The sequence below is a fragment of the Citrobacter sp. MGH110 genome (assembly GCF_001037515.1).
GTDB classification, from domain to species: Bacteria; Pseudomonadota; Gammaproteobacteria; order Enterobacterales; family Enterobacteriaceae; genus Citrobacter; species Citrobacter portucalensis.
This window is the reverse complement of record NZ_KQ089830.1, coordinates 3,238,735-3,255,645: the sequence shown is the minus strand read 5'-3', so window position 1 is coordinate 3,255,645 and position 16,911 is coordinate 3,238,735. Positions and strand designations below refer to the sequence as shown.

The 16,911-nt window shown below is 50.8% G+C and carries 21 protein-coding genes; 16 read left to right on the top strand and 5 right to left on the bottom strand.

Annotated elements, in window-relative coordinates:
- Positions 1 to 77 precede the first annotated feature (77 nt).
- From SK38_RS15275 to SK38_RS15240, 8 genes are all read left to right on the top strand, one after another.
- Entirely contained in the window at positions 78 to 482 is a 405-nt protein-coding gene (locus tag SK38_RS15275; protein ID WP_048215087.1) for a YjfI family protein, read from the top strand.
- Positions 483 to 497: 15 nt separating this feature from the next.
- Positions 498 to 1,196: a PspA/IM30 family protein gene (locus SK38_RS15270; RefSeq protein WP_048236287.1), complete on the top strand. Its 699-nt coding sequence runs from the start codon at positions 498 to 500 to the stop codon at positions 1,194 to 1,196.
- Positions 1,196 to 2,263 carry a potassium channel family protein gene (locus tag SK38_RS15265; RefSeq protein WP_048236285.1) on the top strand — a complete coding sequence of 356 codons (1,068 nt, stop codon included), beginning with the start codon at positions 1,196 to 1,198 and terminating at the stop codon, positions 2,261 to 2,263. The genes SK38_RS15270 and SK38_RS15265 overlap by 1 nt, the downstream gene beginning before the upstream one ends.
- Positions 2,239 to 2,922 (top strand): DUF2491 family protein, encoded by a 684-nt coding sequence (locus tag SK38_RS15260; protein WP_156183261.1) that lies wholly within the window; start codon positions 2,239 to 2,241, stop codon positions 2,920 to 2,922. The genes SK38_RS15265 and SK38_RS15260 overlap by 25 nt, the downstream gene beginning before the upstream one ends.
- 19 nt (positions 2,923 to 2,941) lie before the next feature.
- On the top strand, positions 2,942 to 3,340 hold the full coding sequence (locus SK38_RS15255; RefSeq protein WP_048236282.1) for a DUF350 domain-containing protein: 399 nt from the start codon (positions 2,942 to 2,944) through the stop codon (positions 3,338 to 3,340).
- 9 nt (positions 3,341 to 3,349) lie between these two features.
- Positions 3,350 to 3,991 carry a DUF1190 domain-containing protein gene (locus tag SK38_RS15250; RefSeq protein WP_048215084.1) on the top strand — a complete coding sequence of 214 codons (642 nt, stop codon included), beginning with the start codon at positions 3,350 to 3,352 and terminating at the stop codon, positions 3,989 to 3,991.
- Between the two features lie 2 nt (positions 3,992 to 3,993).
- Complete coding sequence (locus SK38_RS15245; protein WP_048215083.1) at positions 3,994 to 5,160, top strand: glutathionylspermidine synthase family protein; 1,167 nt, start codon at positions 3,994 to 3,996, stop codon at positions 5,158 to 5,160.
- A gap of 84 nt (positions 5,161 to 5,244) precedes the next feature.
- Entirely contained in the window at positions 5,245 to 6,867 is a 1,623-nt protein-coding gene (locus tag SK38_RS15240; RefSeq protein WP_048236280.1) for an isovaleryl-CoA dehydrogenase, read from the top strand.
- An 86-nt stretch (positions 6,868 to 6,953) separates the two neighbouring features.
- Here SK38_RS15240 and yjfN read toward each other — a convergent pair whose 3' ends face one another.
- Both yjfN and bsmA read right to left on the bottom strand, forming a co-directional pair.
- The gene (gene yjfN / locus SK38_RS15235; protein ID WP_079939047.1) at positions 6,954 to 7,229 is read right to left on the bottom strand and encodes a DUF1471 family protease activator YjfN; all 276 of its coding nucleotides are present in this window, start codon (positions 7,227 to 7,229) and stop codon (positions 6,954 to 6,956) included.
- A 147-nt stretch (positions 7,230 to 7,376) separates the two neighbouring features.
- Complete coding sequence (gene bsmA, locus SK38_RS15230) at positions 7,377 to 7,706, bottom strand: biofilm peroxide resistance protein BsmA (RefSeq protein ID WP_008786010.1); 330 nt, start codon at positions 7,704 to 7,706, stop codon at positions 7,377 to 7,379.
- Between the two features lie 181 nt (positions 7,707 to 7,887).
- Here bsmA and yjfP point away from each other — a divergent pair, with 181 nt between their 5' ends.
- Positions 7,888 to 8,637 carry an esterase gene (yjfP, locus tag SK38_RS15225; protein WP_048227203.1) on the top strand — a complete coding sequence of 250 codons (750 nt, stop codon included), beginning with the start codon at positions 7,888 to 7,890 and terminating at the stop codon, positions 8,635 to 8,637.
- Here yjfP and ulaR read toward each other — a convergent pair.
- Together ulaR and ulaG are read right to left on the bottom strand one after the other, a co-directional pair.
- A complete protein-coding gene (ulaR, locus tag SK38_RS15220; RefSeq protein WP_003025646.1) occupies positions 8,634 to 9,389 on the bottom strand; it encodes an HTH-type transcriptional regulator UlaR in 756 nt (251 codons plus the stop codon). The two genes, yjfP and ulaR, sit on opposite strands and share 4 nt — an antisense overlap.
- A gap of 106 nt (positions 9,390 to 9,495) precedes the next feature.
- Entirely contained in the window at positions 9,496 to 10,560 is a 1,065-nt protein-coding gene (gene ulaG, locus SK38_RS15215) for an L-ascorbate 6-phosphate lactonase (protein WP_003025649.1), read from the bottom strand.
- 367 nt (positions 10,561 to 10,927) lie between these two features.
- On the opposite strand from ulaG, the gene ulaA reads away from it, so the two are divergent.
- The 6 genes from ulaA to SK38_RS15185 are packed head-to-tail and all read left to right on the top strand — an operon-like array spanning position 10,928 to position 15,338.
- Positions 10,928 to 12,325: a PTS ascorbate transporter subunit IIC gene (ulaA, locus tag SK38_RS15210; RefSeq protein ID WP_003830456.1), complete on the top strand. Its 1,398-nt coding sequence runs from the start codon at positions 10,928 to 10,930 to the stop codon at positions 12,323 to 12,325.
- A 15-nt stretch (positions 12,326 to 12,340) separates the two neighbouring features.
- On the top strand, positions 12,341 to 12,646 hold the full coding sequence (ulaB, locus tag SK38_RS15205; RefSeq protein WP_003025655.1) for a PTS ascorbate transporter subunit IIB: 306 nt from the start codon (positions 12,341 to 12,343) through the stop codon (positions 12,644 to 12,646).
- Between the two features lie 10 nt (positions 12,647 to 12,656).
- Positions 12,657 to 13,124, top strand: coding sequence for a PTS ascorbate transporter subunit IIA (gene ulaC / locus SK38_RS15200; protein ID WP_006686330.1), 468 nt, complete (start codon positions 12,657 to 12,659; stop codon positions 13,122 to 13,124).
- A 13-nt stretch (positions 13,125 to 13,137) separates the two neighbouring features.
- A complete protein-coding gene (ulaD, locus tag SK38_RS15195) occupies positions 13,138 to 13,788 on the top strand; it encodes a 3-keto-L-gulonate-6-phosphate decarboxylase UlaD (RefSeq protein ID WP_003025660.1) in 651 nt (216 codons plus the stop codon).
- Between the two features lie 9 nt (positions 13,789 to 13,797).
- Complete coding sequence (locus SK38_RS15190) at positions 13,798 to 14,652, top strand: L-ribulose-5-phosphate 3-epimerase (RefSeq protein ID WP_008786014.1); 855 nt, start codon at positions 13,798 to 13,800, stop codon at positions 14,650 to 14,652.
- On the top strand, positions 14,652 to 15,338 hold the full coding sequence (locus SK38_RS15185) for an L-ribulose-5-phosphate 4-epimerase (RefSeq protein WP_020996261.1): 687 nt from the start codon (positions 14,652 to 14,654) through the stop codon (positions 15,336 to 15,338). The genes SK38_RS15190 and SK38_RS15185 overlap by 1 nt, the downstream gene beginning before the upstream one ends.
- A 131-nt stretch (positions 15,339 to 15,469) precedes the next feature.
- Here SK38_RS15185 and yjfY read toward each other — a convergent pair whose 3' ends face one another.
- A complete protein-coding gene (yjfY, locus tag SK38_RS15180) occupies positions 15,470 to 15,745 on the bottom strand; it encodes a DUF1471 family protein YjfY (protein WP_003025668.1) in 276 nt (91 codons plus the stop codon).
- A gap of 299 nt (positions 15,746 to 16,044) precedes the next feature.
- Here yjfY and SK38_RS15175 point away from each other — a divergent pair, with 299 nt between their 5' ends.
- Entirely contained in the window at positions 16,045 to 16,809 is a 765-nt protein-coding gene (locus SK38_RS15175; protein ID WP_048236278.1) for a TSUP family transporter, read from the top strand.
- Positions 16,810 to 16,911: the final 102 nt, after the last annotated feature.

The following is a 16,911-nucleotide window of genomic DNA, read 5'->3' as shown; positions in this document are numbered from 1 at the left end:
TTTTAAACGAGTATGATAAAGGGTAGGAAATGATATTCATTTCATTTATTTCTAATTGAATTATATATGGATAATATATGGCATGGACTCCGCAGTTGCTTGCTGAAGCAGTACAAACTCTTCCTGAATTAAATATAGATATTGAATATAACGAGCAATCATTAATTATCAAAATGAATGATTATGGTGATTTATCACTCGGTATTTTATTCACATCCCGCCAGATAATTATTGAAACAGTTATTTGTCCTGTCTGCAGTATTAATCAGAAAAATGAATTCAATATTTTCTTATTACGTAATCAGAAACTCCTTCCTCTGTCTTCCGTGGGGATTTCTCGCGTTCAGCAGGATGAATATTACGTCGCATTTGGAGCACTTTCGCTTAATTCATCACTTGATGATGTAGTGCTGGAGATGACTACGCTTGCGGAAAACGCGCTAGATCTGGCTGAAATCACTGAAGAATACACTCACGAATAACAAGGAACGCTATTTATGGGAATTTTAAAAAGCCTGTTTACCCTCGGTAAGTCCGTGCTTTCTCAGGCGGAAGAGTCAATTGAAGAAGCGCAGGGGGTCCGCATGCTGGAGCAGCATATCCGTGATGCGAAAGGTGAGCTGGATAAAGCCGGAAAATCACGAGTAGACCTGCTGGCGCGCGTGAGGCTGAGTAATGACAAGTTGAACGATCTGCGTGAGCGTAAATCCAGTCTGGAAACACGAGTGTTGGAAGCGCTGAGTAAAAACGCTAACCCGTCACTGATCAACGAAGTTGCTGAAGAAATTGCCCGCTTAGAGAATGTCATTGCTGCAGAAGAGCAAGTACTCGCTAACATTGAAATGTCGCGGGATGGCGTTGAAAAAGCGGTGAGTGCAACCGCACAACGGATTGCACAGTTTGAACAGCAGCTTGAGGTGGTAAAGGCGACGGAAGCGATGCAGCGCGCCCAGCAGGCAGTGACTACCTCAACCGTAGGCGCGTCTTCGAGTGTGTCTACAGCCGCAGAGTCGCTCAAGCGTTTGCAAACGCGACAGGCAGAGCGTCAGGCCCGTCTGGATGCCGCTGCGCAGCTGGAAAAGGTTGCGGATGGGCGTGACCTGGATGAGAAGCTGGCCGAAGCCGGCATTGGGGCGAGCAATAAAAGTTCGGCTCAGGATGTACTTGCACGACTGCAGCGTCAGCAAGGCGAGTAATGCTGTTTACCTGGGTCATCAAAACGTGCCAACGGCATCTTTCAAGACTGACCTGGCCTGCATTATTCGGCCTGTTCGCTGGGCAGTACCTGTTTTGTTACCTGGTGCTGAGATTACTGGGTGAAGAAACGCTGGTGGGTCGTCTGAGCGATTTTATCTATTACTGCTCAGTCGTCGGCTCAACATTGGGTTTTGGCGACATCAGTCCGCAAACTGCGGCAGGCCGGATTTTTACGGCGATCTGGCAAATTCCTGTCAGCGTTGGTTTATTTGGCGCATTAATGGGAAAGGTTATCGGCCTGGTGCAAGGGATGTTAGCAAAAGGAATGATGGGGATGGGAGATTATCGGCATTTGCGAAACCATATGCTGGTGGTCGGCTGGCGAGGCCACCAGACGGAAAAAATGATATCGCTGCTGCTGTATGACACCCGGCGTGTTTTTGAGCGGGTGCTCCTGTGTGAATCCGATGACATACAGCATCCTTTGTCGGGAAATAACTGGGTCGATTTCATTCGTATACGTAATTTTAATGACCCGCAAGAGCATGCTCGTATGGGGTTATGCAATTGCCAGAGTGCGATCATATTTGCTTGTACAGATGAACTCACGTTCACCATCGCGCTTTCACTGGCGGATTCGATTCCTGAACAATGCCATGTGGTTGCTTATATGGAAGATGAGCGTTACGCAGGATTGCTGGAAGTTCATTGTCCACGCATTGAAATTGTGCGCAATCTCTCCGCTGAGCAGCTTTCTCGATCCATTCAGGATCCGGGGTCTTCGCAGTCGGTCGCATCCATCATGAATCCCATGCTGGGTGATACAGGGTTTGCCGTGCCAATACCTGAGGAGGTCGTTTCAATTCGTTATGGCGATCTCATGCGTTATATGAAGCTTCGCCACGATGCCACAGTTTTGGGTATTAGCAGCTGCAAAAATGGTCGGGGTATGGAATTAAATCCGGTCATTTCGACAGAGGTAAAGGGCGGTATGTGGCTGCATTTGATAGGTAACAGCCGCATTCTGGCGAAAGAGATTGCATGGATGGAGATAGAGGGAAAATGATGACGAGTTTTATCCGGCGTTTATTTGGTAAAGAGGCTGTTGTTGCGCCAGCCCGCGGGCCGTTAGGGTTACATCTGAATGCTGGTTTTACGCTTAACACGCTGGCATTTCGTCTGCTTGAAGAGTCACTATTGATCGAATTGCCTGGTGAGGAGTACACCGTTGCAGCCGCCAGCCACATTGATATAGGCGGCGGAAGCCAGATTTTTCGCTACTACACCTCCGGAGAAGAGTTTCTGCAAATTAATACCACGGGCGGCTCAGACATTGATGATATCGACGATATCAAATTCTTTGTTTATGCGGAAAGTTACGGGATTTCGAAGAAAAAACACTGGCAGTCTGCCATTAGCCCTTCTGCAATAGGGACTCCGGCGCTTAGCTGGCAGGAAGAGCGCTGGCAACGCTTTTTTAACGAGGAAGAACCGGGGAACATTGAGCCGGTTTATATGCTGGAAAAAGTAGAAAATCATCAGCATGCCATATGGAATGTACATAATTTTACCATGGGCTATCAGCGACAGGTTACAGAGGATACATGGGAATACCTGCTGTTGAACGGTGAAGAGTCGTTTAATGAGCAGGGAGAGCCAGAGTGGGTATTCTCACGGGCGCTGGGTGTAGATATTCCATTAACATCACTTAATGTAATTGGTTAATTTCAGGGAAGGTTACACAATGCACATACTGGATTCATTACTGGCTTTTTGTGCCTATTTTTTTATTGGCGCGGTCATGGTGATCGTTTTTCTGTTTATATACTCAAAAATCACGCCGCACAACGAGTGGCAACTGATTAAAAATAATAATACGGCAGCGTCACTGGCCTTTAGCGGCACGTTGCTGGGCTACGTTATTCCATTATCCAGCGCGGCAATTAACGCCGTCAGCATTCCGGATTATTTCGCCTGGGGCGGCATCGCGCTGGTGATACAACTCGTCATTTACGGCGGTGTGCGTATATACATGCCGGCACTGAGTGAAAAAATTATTAACCATAATACTGCAGCGGGATTATTTATGGGGACTGCTGCCCTGGCGGGGGGCATTTTTAACGCCGCCTGCATGACATGGTAATGGACGATCATGGCAAGAAAACGTAAATCTGGAAACAAAAACAGGGTGCCAGGGCATTCTGCCATCACGCGAATTGGGCGCCCGGCGAACCCCTATGCAAAAAAACGCAGCCGATACAGTGGAAAATACCTGACGCTGGCCATTATGGGCGGAGCGGCATTTTTTGTCCTCAAAGGATGTGCTGATGACGGCAATACCGATAATGATGGTGACGGTACTTTTTACTCTGCAGTGAGTGAATGCATTGACGATGGCAATAGCGCCACCGTTTGTGCCGATGGCTGGAACAATGCGAAAACAGAGTTCTACTCCAGTCTGCCAAAGCAAATGAACAAGCAGAGCTGTCAGACGCAGTTTGGCGACTGCTATCTCGATAGTACCGATCAAAGCTGGGTGCCGATATTCTCCGGTTTTTTACTCAGCCGCGTCATTCGCAAAAATCGCGACGAACAATATGTTTATAGCAGCGGCGGTTCTTCCTATGCTTCGCGCCCGGTCTGGCGTACGACTTCCGGGGATTACAGTTGGCGTTCCGGTAGTGGAAAACATGATACTGCAACCAGCCATAGTTATACGACGAAGAAAGTCTCGACGGTTTCACGCGGCGGCTACGGGCGTTCGTCCAGCGCGCGTGGCCACTGGGGAGGTTAACGATGCTGCGACATGATGTCCCTGTTCGCCAGGATTTGGACCGGATCGCCTACGATCACGGCTTTGATTTTCATATTATCGATAACGAGATTTACTGGGATGAGAGCCGGGCATACCGCTTTACGCTCCGGCAAGTGGAAGAGCAGATCGAAAAACCCACTGCGGAACTGCACCAGATGTGTCTGGATGTCGTCGAACGAGCAGTTAACGACGAACAGATTATGCAGCAACTGGCGATCCCGCCGCTGTACTGGGACGTTATTGCCGAAAGCTGGCGCAATCGCGATCCCTCCCTGTACGGCCGCATGGATTTTGTCTGGTGCGGAAATAACGCCCCGGTCAAGCTGCTGGAGTACAACGCGGATACGCCAACGTCGCTTTATGAGTCAGCGTATTTCCAGTGGCTATGGCTGGAAGATGCGCGTCGCAGCGGGGTGATCACACGCGACGCCGACCAGTACAACGCCATTCAGGAGCGGCTAATCTCCCGTTTTGCTGAGCTTTATAGCTCAGAGCCCTTCTATTTTTGCTGCTGCGAAGATACTGACGAAGATCGTACCACGGTGTTGTATTTACAGGATTGCGCGCAGCAGGCCGGGCAAGAATCACGGTTTATTTACGTGGAGGATCTGGGTCTTGGCGTTGGCGGCGTTCTCACTGACCTTGACGATAACGTCATTCGTCGCGCCTTTAAGCTCTATCCCCTGGAGTGGATGATGCGAGATGAGAATGGCCCCTTGCTGCGCCATCGCCGCGAACAGTGGGTTGAGCCGTTGTGGAAGAGTGTGCTCAGCAATAAAGGGCTAATGCCTTTGCTGTGGCATTTTTTTCCCAACCATCCCAACCTGCTGCCTGCCTGGTTTGACGGTGAAACGCCACAAATTGCGGCTGGTGAAAGCTATGTACGCAAACCGATATTTTCTCGAGAGGGGGGTAACGTCACCATTTTTAATGGTCAGCAGCAGATAGTGGAGCATGCTGAGGGTGATTACGCGGAAGAACCGATGATCTATCAGGCATTTCAGCCATTACCGCGCTTTGGCGACAGCTACACGTTGATTGGCAGTTGGATCGTGGATGATGAAGCCTGTGGTATGGGGATCCGCGAGGATAATACTTTGATCACTAAAGATACTTCTCGTTTTATTCCTCATTATATTGCGGGCTAACCGTACTTTTGTGATCTCCCTCCGTCGCGAATAATGTGGTTCTGACCATACTTAAAGCGACGGCCATTGACGGAGGGAGACACAATGCACTGGCAAACGCATACCGTTTTTAACCAACCTGTACCGCTCAATAACAGTAACTTATATTTGTCCGATGGCGCGCTGTGCGAAGCGGTTATCCGCGAAGGCGCTGGCTGGGACAGCGATCTTCTCGCCAGTATTGGTCAGCAGCTAGGGACTGCCGAGTCGCTCGAACTGGGCCGTCTGGCCAATGCTTTTCCACCTGAACTGTTGCGCTACGACCCGCAGGGGCAGCGGCTGGATGATGTGCGTTTTCATCCTGCCTGGCATTTGCTGATGCAGGGATTATGCGCCAACCGCGTACATAATCTGGCCTGGGAAGAAGATGCGAGGCAGGGAACATTTGTTGCCCGGGCGGCCCGTTTCATCCTGCATGCGCAGGTGGAAGCTGGCACGTTGTGTCCGGTGACCATGACTTTTGCCGCCACGCCGCTGTTACTTCAGATGTTACCCGCCCCCTTTCACGACTGGCTTACGCCGCTGCTAAGCGACCGTTATGACTCGCATTTACTGCCAGGTAGGCAAAAGCGTGGGCTGCTTATCGGCATGGGCATGACTGAGAAACAGGGTGGTTCAGATGTGCTGAGCAATACCACTCAGGCAGAACGTCTTGCTGACGGCTCGTATCGGCTGGTGGGACATAAGTGGTTTTTCTCCGTGCCGCAAAGCGATGCCCATTTAGTGCTGGCCCAGGCTAAGGGAGGATTGTCCTGCTTTTTTGTGCCGCGATTTTTACCTGACGGGCAGCGTAATGCTATCCGTCTTGAGAGATTGAAAGATAAGTTAGGCAACCGCTCCAACGCCAGCTGCGAGGTTGAATTCCACGATGCGATTGGCTGGCTATTGGGTGAAGAAGGGGAAGGTATACGCCATATCCTGAAAATGGGGGGGATGACGCGTTTTGACTGTGCGCTCGGTAGTCACGGTATGATGCGGCGTGCTTTTTCCGTCGCGATTTACCATGCGCACCAGCGGCAGGTCTTTGGCAAGCCATTGATTGAACAGCCGATGATGCGTCAAGTGTTAGGTCGGATGGCGCTCCAACTGGAAGGTCAAACGGCGTTACTGTTTCGACTGGCGCGGGCCTGGGACCGCCGTGCTGATGCTAAAGAAGCGCTGTGGGCCAGATTGTTCACACCAGCGGCGAAATTCTCCGTTTGCAAAAGCGGTATGCCATTTGTGGCAGAAGCGATGGAAGTGCTGGGTGGGATTGGCTATTGCGAGGAGAGCGAGCTGCCGCGTTTGTATCGTGAAATGCCGGTAAACAGTATCTGGGAAGGCTCTGGCAACATTATGTGCCTTGATGTATTGCGGGTACTGACCAAACAATCCGGCATATACGAGATGCTCAGTGAAGCCTTTGCGGAAGTCAAAGGGCAAGACCGACATTACGATCGAATGGTACGTCAGCTCCAGCAGCGTTTACGTAAACCCAGCGAGGAGATGGGAAGGGAGATTACACAGCAGCTTTTCCTGCTCGGTTGCGGGGCGCAGATGTTGCGTTATTCTTCTCCGCCAGTGGCGCAGGCCTGGTGCCAAATGATGCTTGATACGCGGGGGGGACTAAGATTGTCTGAGCAGGTGCTGAACGATTTGCTTCTGCGGGCAACGGGGGGATTACGGTAATAATATGCCTGATGGCGACGCTTTCGCGTCTTATCATGTCTACAGTTTACCGTAGGTCAGATAAGTTTACGCCATCCGGCAATGTGTTAAGCATAGAGTATGGCCTGTACGCGCCAGTTGTCGGGCTGCTGATCTTCGTACATTTGAATGATCCGATACCATGAGGCACCTTGTTCATCCGCTTTTAACGCGACTATACGTTCTACATCCTGCGGATTTCCTGCAATGTTACTGACAGATATCTGGCCAATTTCATTCAGGCCCGTAACACAGTCAGCACTGGCGAACTCGGCAGACTGCGCCGTAGTATCTACCAGTCCGGCAGAAAGCAGCAGTGAGGATAAGGCAAGTGATTGTTTCATCGTCAGCTCCATTATTCGTACCCCTACACACGGCAGGGCATTCCATCGCGATAATAAACCTCAAGCTTCCTGCTGTTGGTTTATTGTGCACAGGTAAACGCATAGGGGCGCAAAGCAATGTAAAGCTGACTAAATTTCAACCCAATGTTATTTACGATACAAAATAGCCTGTGAATACCATTGGCCTGTCACGATGGTTTCATCCACTAATAAAACCACGTAGTAATCAGCTTTAGCCGCGGCGGCTTTGGCACGGATCTCTGCCAGCGCATCATCCGGAGAGCCTCTTACCAGTGCGCTAACCGTCCCTAATCGCTGTAACCCATTACTCTGGTCACGGCGGATCTCCTGCGGGTGGTCGGCAACGGGCGGTGCGGGTTGCGGCGTTCCCTGTAGCACGCTACAGGCGCTTAAAAACATAACCAACAACACAGAGGCAAACCGACGCATAACTCTATCTCGTTTCCTGATAGCCATAGTGTAGTGCCTTATTAATTTCCCTTTAGGGGAATGTTCCCGAATTGTTATCTCTCACGCGATTTTCGAATGAAAATGTTGCGAAAGCGTAACCCAGTTCTCAACATTATGAATCATTGCCGAACACATTCGCTTGCGTTAAGTATTGCTGCATGGCATACCAGAAAGAAAGAGGCGACAAATGATCGAAATTGAAACACGACAGTTAGCGGGTATCCCTGTCCTGCACGCCGTTCCGGCTGGCAAACGCGAATGTTCACTCCCTTGTATTATCTTCTATCACGGGTTTACCTCTTCAAGCCTGGTTTACAGCTATTTTGCCGTTGCGCTGGCTCAGGCCGGGTTCCGCGTCGTCATGCCAGATGCGCCCGACCATGGCGCTCGCTTCAAAAGCGATGCCCAGGTGCGAATGCACCGCTTCTGGCATATTTTGCAGCAAAATATGCAGGAGTTTACGACGTTACGTGCGGCGCTGGTGGCGGAAAATTGGCTTTCAGATGAGCGGCTTGCCGTCGGTGGGGCGTCGATGGGGGGAATGACAGCATTGGGCATAATGGCGCGCCATCCTGAGGTTAAATGTGTAGCCAGCCTGATGGGTTCAGGCTATTTTACCCGGCTTGCGCAGACGCTGTTTCCCCCTTTACTGGTTCAGACCCCAGAGCAACAGGCGGAATTTGATGCCGTTATCGCCCCGCTTGCCGAATGGGATGTTACGCATCAGTTACCACGCCTCGCTGACAGGCCGTTGCTGCTGTGGCATGGACAGGATGATGATGTTGTACCGGCTGTTGAAACTTTCCGCTTACAGCAAGCGCTGATTCAGGCAGGTTTGGACAACAATCTGACCTGCCTGTGGGAAGCGGGCGTACGACATCGCATCACGCCAGAAGCGTTGGCCGCAACAGTGACGTTTTTCCGCCAGCACCTTTAAACGCGCATAATGCTCACGCCCTGGGCTTCAAGCTGTTGCAGAATCTCAGGGTTTGCATTTTTGCCAGTAATCAGCATGTCGATTTGGTCGGCGCGACTGAACAGCATTCCCGCACGTTCACCGACTTTACTGCTATCGACCAGTACCACCAGTTTGCCCACCACGTTAAGCATCTTCTGCTCGGCCATCGCGGTCAGCATATCGGTTTTATACAGTCCGTCCGCGGTCAACCCTTTGCCACTGGTGAACATCCAGTGCCCGGCATACAGGCTATTTTCACTGCCTTGCGGGCTAAGCGTGATGGATTGGCTTTTGTTATATTGCCCTCCCATGATGATCACGCTGTCATGCTCCTGGTCGATCAGATAGTTTGCCAGCGGCAGATAATTAGTGATGATCTGCACCGGCTTGCCGCACATTTCGCGACCCAGCAGAAAGGCGGTCGATCCGCAGTTGATCACCACGCTTTCACCCGCATTCACAAGCTGGGATGCCGCCTTGGCAATACGAACTTTTTCATCGTGGTTCTGTGCCTGGTGCAGATTCATTGGCGTCCAGCGCGGTCGCTGCTGGGTAATGGCTTCTGCGCCGTTGCGGACTTTCTTGAGTTTGCCGCTTTCGTCGAGTTTGTTGATGTCCCGGCGTGCAGTAGCGGGTGAAATCCCCAGACGCTCAATCACGTTCTCAACGGTAACAAAGCCCAACTGCGCCAGCATATCCAGCAATATTTGATGTCTTTGTGCTTCAGTCATGAGCTATTCCGATACAAATTGATTTGAAAAGATGATATTTGAAATAGCCTGGAAATACTAAAGTAAATGGCAAAAAATGCCGGGATGGCCCGGCATTTTGTGTGGATCACAAGAACGATTTAAACGGTAAATCCGGTTCAATCGTGAAGCAGTCGTCAAAGCCGCGCGGATAGTGATATTCAAAGTTATCTTTGTCCAGCGGCCAGGTGAACTTGCCACCCACCTGCCAGATAAAAGGCTTAAAGCCATACTTCAGCCGATCCTTTTTCATCTCCCACAGTACGCGGATCTCCTGAGGATCGGCCTGGAAGTTTGACCAGATATCGTGATGGAAAGGGATCACCACTTTTGTATTCAGGGCCTCCGCCATACGCAGCATGTCGGAACTGGTCATTTTGTCCGTAATACCCCGTGGGTTCTCGCCGTAGGATCCGAGCGCGACGTCGATCTGGTGCTCATTGCCATGCTTTGCATAGTAGTTGGAGTAGTGTGAATCACCGCTGTGATAAAGCGTACCGCCCGGCGTTTTGAACAGATAGTTTACGGCGCGGGCATCCATACCATCCGGCAGCACGCCTGCCGCTTTTTGATCGGCAGGAAGCGTGATCAATGCCGTACGATCAAACGCATCAAGCGCGTGAATTTCAATATCTTTCACTTTCACCACATCGCCAGGTTTTACCACGATGCAGCGCTCTTTTGGTACACCCCAACCGATCCACAGATCCACACAAGTCTGCGGTCCAATAAACGGCACGTCGTCGGCACAGTTCTGCATGACGGCTGCCGCAACATTTACGTCGATGTGATCGTTATGATCGTGCGTGGCCAGCACCGCATCGATCTGACGAATGGCAAACGGATCAAGAACAAACGGCGTGGTACGCAGGTTTGGCTGCAGTTTCTTCACGCCCGCCATGCGTTGCATCTGGTGACCGGTTTTCATCAGCGGGTTACCGTGACTCTGTTTACCCGTACCGCACCAGAAATCGACGCAGACGTTAGTTCCGCCTTCAGACTTTAGCCAAATTCCGGTACAGCCAAGCCACCACATAGCGAAAGTGCCAGGTGCGACCTGTTCCTGCTCGATCTCTTCATTGAGCCAGCTTCCCCACTCCGGGAATGTGCTCAGAATCCATGATTCACGCGTGATGCTTTTTACTTTACTCATCGCAATTACCTTCATGTTTGTTCAAGTTGAATCAAATTGTGATTTGTTTTGATTGATACTGACATCATTTTCTCAAGAAGGCAATGCGCTGATTTTTGGTGTTGAATGGGAAAATGTGAACAAATTACAACGTGACAAGATGGTTTATATGAAATGTATTTTTGTATTTTATTGTTTTAAATGAATTTATTTTGGCGTGTATGAATTTGAAGTAAATCCACTCTGCAAGTAAGAGAATTATTTGCGTACTTCATCACATTTAATCAAATTCAATCTTGTTGTGATTACTTTTGAAAATTAGAGTGAGGGCACAACATCCTGGGCATCTGTAATGAATGTTCAGCAACTTCGTCTACTGGAGATCGTTATGGAGATCCTCTACAACATCTTTACCGTCTTTTTTAATCAGGTCATGACCAATGCACCGTTGCTGTTGGGTATTGTGACCTGCCTCGGCTATATCCTGTTGCGTAAAAGTGTCAGCGTCATTATCAAAGGCACGATCAAAACGATTATCGGTTTTATGTTATTGCAGGCAGGGTCGGGCATTCTGACCAGCACGTTTAAACCGGTGGTGGCGAAGATGTCTGAGGTTTACGGTATCAATGGCGCGATCTCCGATACCTATGCCTCCATGATGGCAACCATCGAACGAATGGGTGATGCCTACAGTTGGGTAGGGTACGCCGTACTGTTAGCGCTGGCGCTGAACATTTGTTACGTACTGCTACGGCGTATTACCGGCATTCGAACCATCATGCTGACTGGGCACATCATGTTCCAGCAGGCGGGGCTGATTGCTGTCTCTTTCTACATCTTTGGTTACCCGATGTGGACCACCATCATCTGTACCGCGGTGCTGGTGTCGCTCTACTGGGGCATTACCTCCAATATGATGTACAAACCGACGCAGGAAGTAACTGACGGCTGTGGTTTTTCCATCGGTCACCAGCAGCAGTTCGCCTCCTGGATTGCTTACAAAGTCGCGCCGTATCTGGGTAAGAAAGAGGAGAGCGTAGAAGATCTCAAGCTGCCAGGCTGGCTGAATATCTTCCATGACAACATCGTTTCCACCGCGATTGTGATGACCATCTTTTTCGGGGCGATCCTGCTCTCTTTCGGCATAGATGTGGTTCAGGCGATGGCGGGTAAAACCCACTGGACGGTCTATATCCTGCAAACCGGTTTTTCGTTTGCTGTCGCTATCTTCATCATCACCCAGGGCGTACGTATGTTCGTTGCTGAACTTTCAGAAGCGTTCAACGGTATCTCTCAACGTCTGATCCCCGGCGCGGTGTTGGCTATCGATTGCGCAGCGATTTACAGCTTTGCCCCCAACGCGGTGGTTTGGGGCTTTATGTGGGGCACCATCGGCCAACTGATCGCGGTAGGTATTCTGGTTGCCTGCGGCTCTTCCATCCTGATTATCCCAGGCTTTATCCCGATGTTCTTCTCGAACGCCACTATCGGCGTATTTGCTAACCACTTTGGCGGCTGGCGCGCGGCGCTCAAGATTTGCCTGGTGATGGGGATGATCGAAATCTTCGGCTGCGTCTGGGCGGTTAAGCTCACCGGTATGAGCGCCTGGATGGGCATGGCGGACTGGTCAATTCTGGCACCGCCGATGATGCAAGGCTTTGCCTCCATCGGCATCGTGTTTATGGCCGTCATTATTTTGATTGCACTGGCTTATATGTTTTTCGCAGGACGCACGTTGCGCGCTGAGGAAGACGCAGAAAAACAACTGGCAGAACACTCTGCTTAATAAGGAGTTCCGATTATGACCGTACGTATTCTGGCTGTGTGTGGCAATGGGCAGGGCAGCTCCATGATCATGAAAATGAAGGTGGACCAGTTTTTAACCCAGTCAAATATTGACCATACGGTAAACAGCTGCGCCGTGGGTGAATACAAAAGTGAACTGAGCGGCGCGGATATCATCATCGCTTCTACGCATATCGCCGGTGAGATTACCGTTTCTGGCAATAAATATGTCGTCGGCGTACGCAACATGCTGTCTCCTGCCGATTTTGGGCCAAAACTGCTGGAAGTGATCAAAGCGCATTTCCCGCAGGACGTGAAGTAAGGGGCGGCATATGAAATTACGTGACTCGCTGGCAGACAATAATTCCATCCTTTTGCAAGCCGAGGCCAGTACCTGGCAGGAAGCGGTAAAGCTTGGTGTGGATCTGTTGGTTAAGGCCGATGTGGTTGAACCACGCTACTACCAGGCCATCCTTGATGGCGTTGAGCAGTTTGGCCCGTACTTTGTGATTGCGCCTGGCCTGGCAATGCCGCACGGCCGTCCGGAGGAAGGAGTTAAGAAAACCGGTTTTGCGCTGGTGACGCTGAAAACGCCGCTGGTGTTTAACCACGAAGATAACGACCCGGTCGATATTCTGATAACGATGGCGGCAGTTGATGCCAACACGCATCAGGAAGTGGGCATCATGCAGATCGTGAATCTCTTTGATGACGAAGCCAATTTCGACCGTTTACGCGCCTGTCGCACCGCGCAGGAAGTGTTGGATTTAATTGATAACGCCACTGCGGCGGCTGTTTAAAAGGATACAAAAAATGTCATTACCTATGTTGCAGGTTGCGCTGGATAACCAATCAATGTCTTCCGCGTATGAAACGACGCGTCTGATTGCCGAAGAGGTCGATATCATTGAGGTGGGCACTATTCTTTGCGTGGCAGAGGGCGTGCGCGCCGTTCGCGATCTAAAGGCGCTTTACCCGCATAAAATTGTGCTGGCGGACGCCAAAATTGCCGATGCGGGAAAAATCCTCTCCCGCATGTGTTTCGAAGCCAACGCTGACTGGGTCACCGTCATCTGCTGTGCGGATATCAACACCACCAAGGGGGCACTGGAGGTGGCGAAAGAATTTAACGGTGATGTACAGATTGAACTGACGGGTTACTGGACCTGGGAGCAGGCGCAAGAGTGGCGTGACGCGGGCATTGGGCAAGTTGTGTATCACCGCAGCCGTGATGCGCAGGCTGCAGGTGTGGCGTGGGGAGAGGCGGATATCAGCGCGATCAAACGCCTGTCCGAGATGGGCTTTAAAGTCACCGTCACCGGCGGTCTGGCGTTGGAAGATCTGCCGCTGTTCCAGGGAATTCCGATTCACGTATTTATTGCCGGTCGCAGCATTCGCGATGCCGCCTCTCCGGTGGAAGCGGCCCGTCAGTTCAAACGTTCTATCGCCCAGCTGTGGGGATAAGGAGCGACTATGTTGTCGAAACAGGTCCCGCTCGGTATTTATGAAAAGGCACTCCCCGGCGGGGAGTGCTGGCTGGAGCGCTTGCAGTTGGCGAAGGAACTGGGCTTTGACTTTGTCGAAATGTCGGTTGATGAAACCGACGCTCGCCTGGCGCGTCTTGACTGGAACCGCGAGCAGCGACTGGCGCTGGTGGCCGCTATCGCCGAGACAGGGATACGGGTACCGTCCATGTGCCTGAGCGCTCATCGTCGTTTCCCGCTTGGCAGTGAAGATGATGCGGTGCGCGAACAGGGGCTGGAGATCATGCGTAAAGCCATTCAGTTTGCGCAGGATATCGGTATTCGCGTTATTCAACTGGCGGGTTACGACGTTTATTACCAGCAGGCAAATAACGAAACGCGTCGTCGGTTTCGCGATGGGCTGAAAGAAAGCGTAGAGATGGCGAGCCGTGCACAGGTGACGCTGGCGATGGAAATCATGGATTATCCACTGATGAATTCGATCAGTAAGGCGCTGGGATACGCTCACTATCTCAACAATCCGTGGTTCCAGCTTTATCCCGATATCGGCAATTTGTCGGCGTGGGACAACGATGTGCAGATGGAGCTGCAGGCGGGAATGGGCCATATCGTTGCCGTACACGTGAAGGATACCAAACCCGGCGTATTCAAAAATGTGCCGTTTGGTGAAGGGGTTGTCGATTTCGAACGTTGTTTTGCGACGCTCAAACAGAGTGGGTATTGCGGGCCATACTTGATTGAGATGTGGAGTGAAACGTCGGACGATCCGGCTCGTGAAGTGGCGAAGGCGCGCGACTGGGTGAAAGCGCGTATGGCCAGCGCCGGTCTGGTGGAGGCGGTGTAATGCAAAAACTCAAACAGCAGGTTTTTGAGGCTAATATGGATCTGCCGCGCTACGGGCTGGTGACGTTTACCTGGGGTAATGTCAGCGCCATCGACCGCGAACGCGGGATGGTGGTGATTAAGCCCAGCGGCGTCGACTACCAGACAATGACAGTGGACGACATGGTAGTTGTGGATCTGCACGGCAACGTGGTGGAAGGACGCTATCGTCCTTCTTCCGATACCGCCACCCATCTGGCGCTGTATCGTCGCTATTCCTCTCTTGGCGGCGTGGTGCATACCCACTCAACCCACGCGACGGCATGGGCGCAGGCAGGTCTGGCAATTCCTGCGCTAGGCACGACGCATGCGGACTACTTCTTTGGCGATATCCCCTGCACCCGGGCGTTAACTGAAGCGGAAGTTCAGGATGAGTATGAGCTGAATACCGGCAGGGTGATTGTTGAAACGCTGGGGGAGGTGGAACCTTTGCATACGCCAGGCGTAGTGGTGTACCAACATGGCCCGTTTGCCTGGGGCAAAGACGCTCATGACGCGGTACATAACGCGGTGGTGATGGAAGAGGTGGCAAAAATGGCATGGATTGCGCGTGGCATTAATCCGGCACTCAGCGCTATCGACAGTTATCTGATGAATAAGCACTTCATGCGTAAGCACGGCCCAAATGCCTATTACGGGCAGAAGTAGGAAAAAACGTTCCGGAGCCAACTCTTCATGGGGATGAGATCGGTCTGGCTTCGGGATTGTTTTGCAAAAAAAGCCCCCAGTGAAGGGGGCAAGTCAAACTGTGGCAATGTTCTCGTTGGTTATTTCTGGTGTTAACGATAAATATCTGCACTGGCGTGCATATTTCCGTTACTACCGGGTTCCCTGGTGAGGATCACGTGGTAGTAGGTTGCGCCTTGCGCATCGGTCTCTTCATTCAGGGCCTGAGTGGCTTCACTTTCAGTGGCGAAGTTATGATTTATGTAAATGACGCCTAAGCTCTGCACATCATCCATGTTCCTGGCCTGATGGTTATCAATTTTGATGGCTGCCGTTGCATTTGCACTGAGCAAAAGCACAGCCAGAAGGGTCAAAACACGGGCTCGCATATGTACCTCCTCGACTGCGGTCTCTGGTTGCCTCTCTCCTGTGAGTGATTAACTTCTGATGTAATTTTAACCGCTACCAGCGCAGTCGATAGCGACCATTTCTGATGCAGTTGTTCAAAAAATTACCGCATAACCATCTTTTCTTTAATTAACAGTCTGCTGGTGTATACCGCTGCGGTGAAAAAATACCTGCCTTTCGCGCATAAGCTCTTACCAAATAGTCAATTTAATCGGGTGAGTACGCCGTTTATAGTGAGCCGGATAATTAATATAACTTTATGATAATAAGGCAAAAACTTATGGATACTTCATTCATGGATTTCAGCTATTTCGTGGTTATGTTTATGGTCGCGCTGGTGGCTGGCTTTATTAACGTGGTGTCGGGTGGTGGTGGATTTCTCTCTATTGGCGCACTCTTAATTTCTGGTTTACCCCCGGCTAATGCGCTGGCAACCAATAAAATTCAGGCTCTGGGTAGCTCGCTGACCTCCGGAATTTACTTTTTACGCCGAGGACATATCAACGTGCAGGAGCACAAGTATGTGTTTTTATCTGCCTTTATCGGTTCTGCGCTGGGAACGACGCTTATCCAGTTCATTGAACCGGAACTGCTGAAGAAACTGCTCCCAATCCTGATTATCGCAGTCGCCATTTACTTTATTTTTGCGCCAAACCTTAGCGAACCGAAAAGAAAGCAGCAGGTACCCCTGTTTCTCTTCTCGTTGATCGGTGGGGGATGTATTGGTTTTTATGATGGCTTTCTCGGTGCAGGGGCAGGTTCCTTTTATACCCTCAGCTATATTCTGCTGTGGGGATACAGTATTGATAAAGCGCAAATCCACTCGAATTTTATTAACCTGGCGTCGAACATCGCCTCGATTTTGTTCTTCATTTTCGGCGGTAAAATGATCTGGTCGCTGGGTTTGGTGATGTTTGCAGGGCAATCCCTTGGCGCACGTCTTGGTGCGACAGTCGTACTGACGCGCGGTAAGAAAGTCATCCGACCCATGATTGTCATTGTCTCCATTTGTATCAGCATCAAAATGCTGCTGGATATGTATTAATGGCGACATGATAAATAATCGTACAAGCACCTTGAGTTTACCTGCTGACCCCAGTATTATGACGCGTCATTTTTCAGCCGACCTTTAACACGTTCCTTGCCT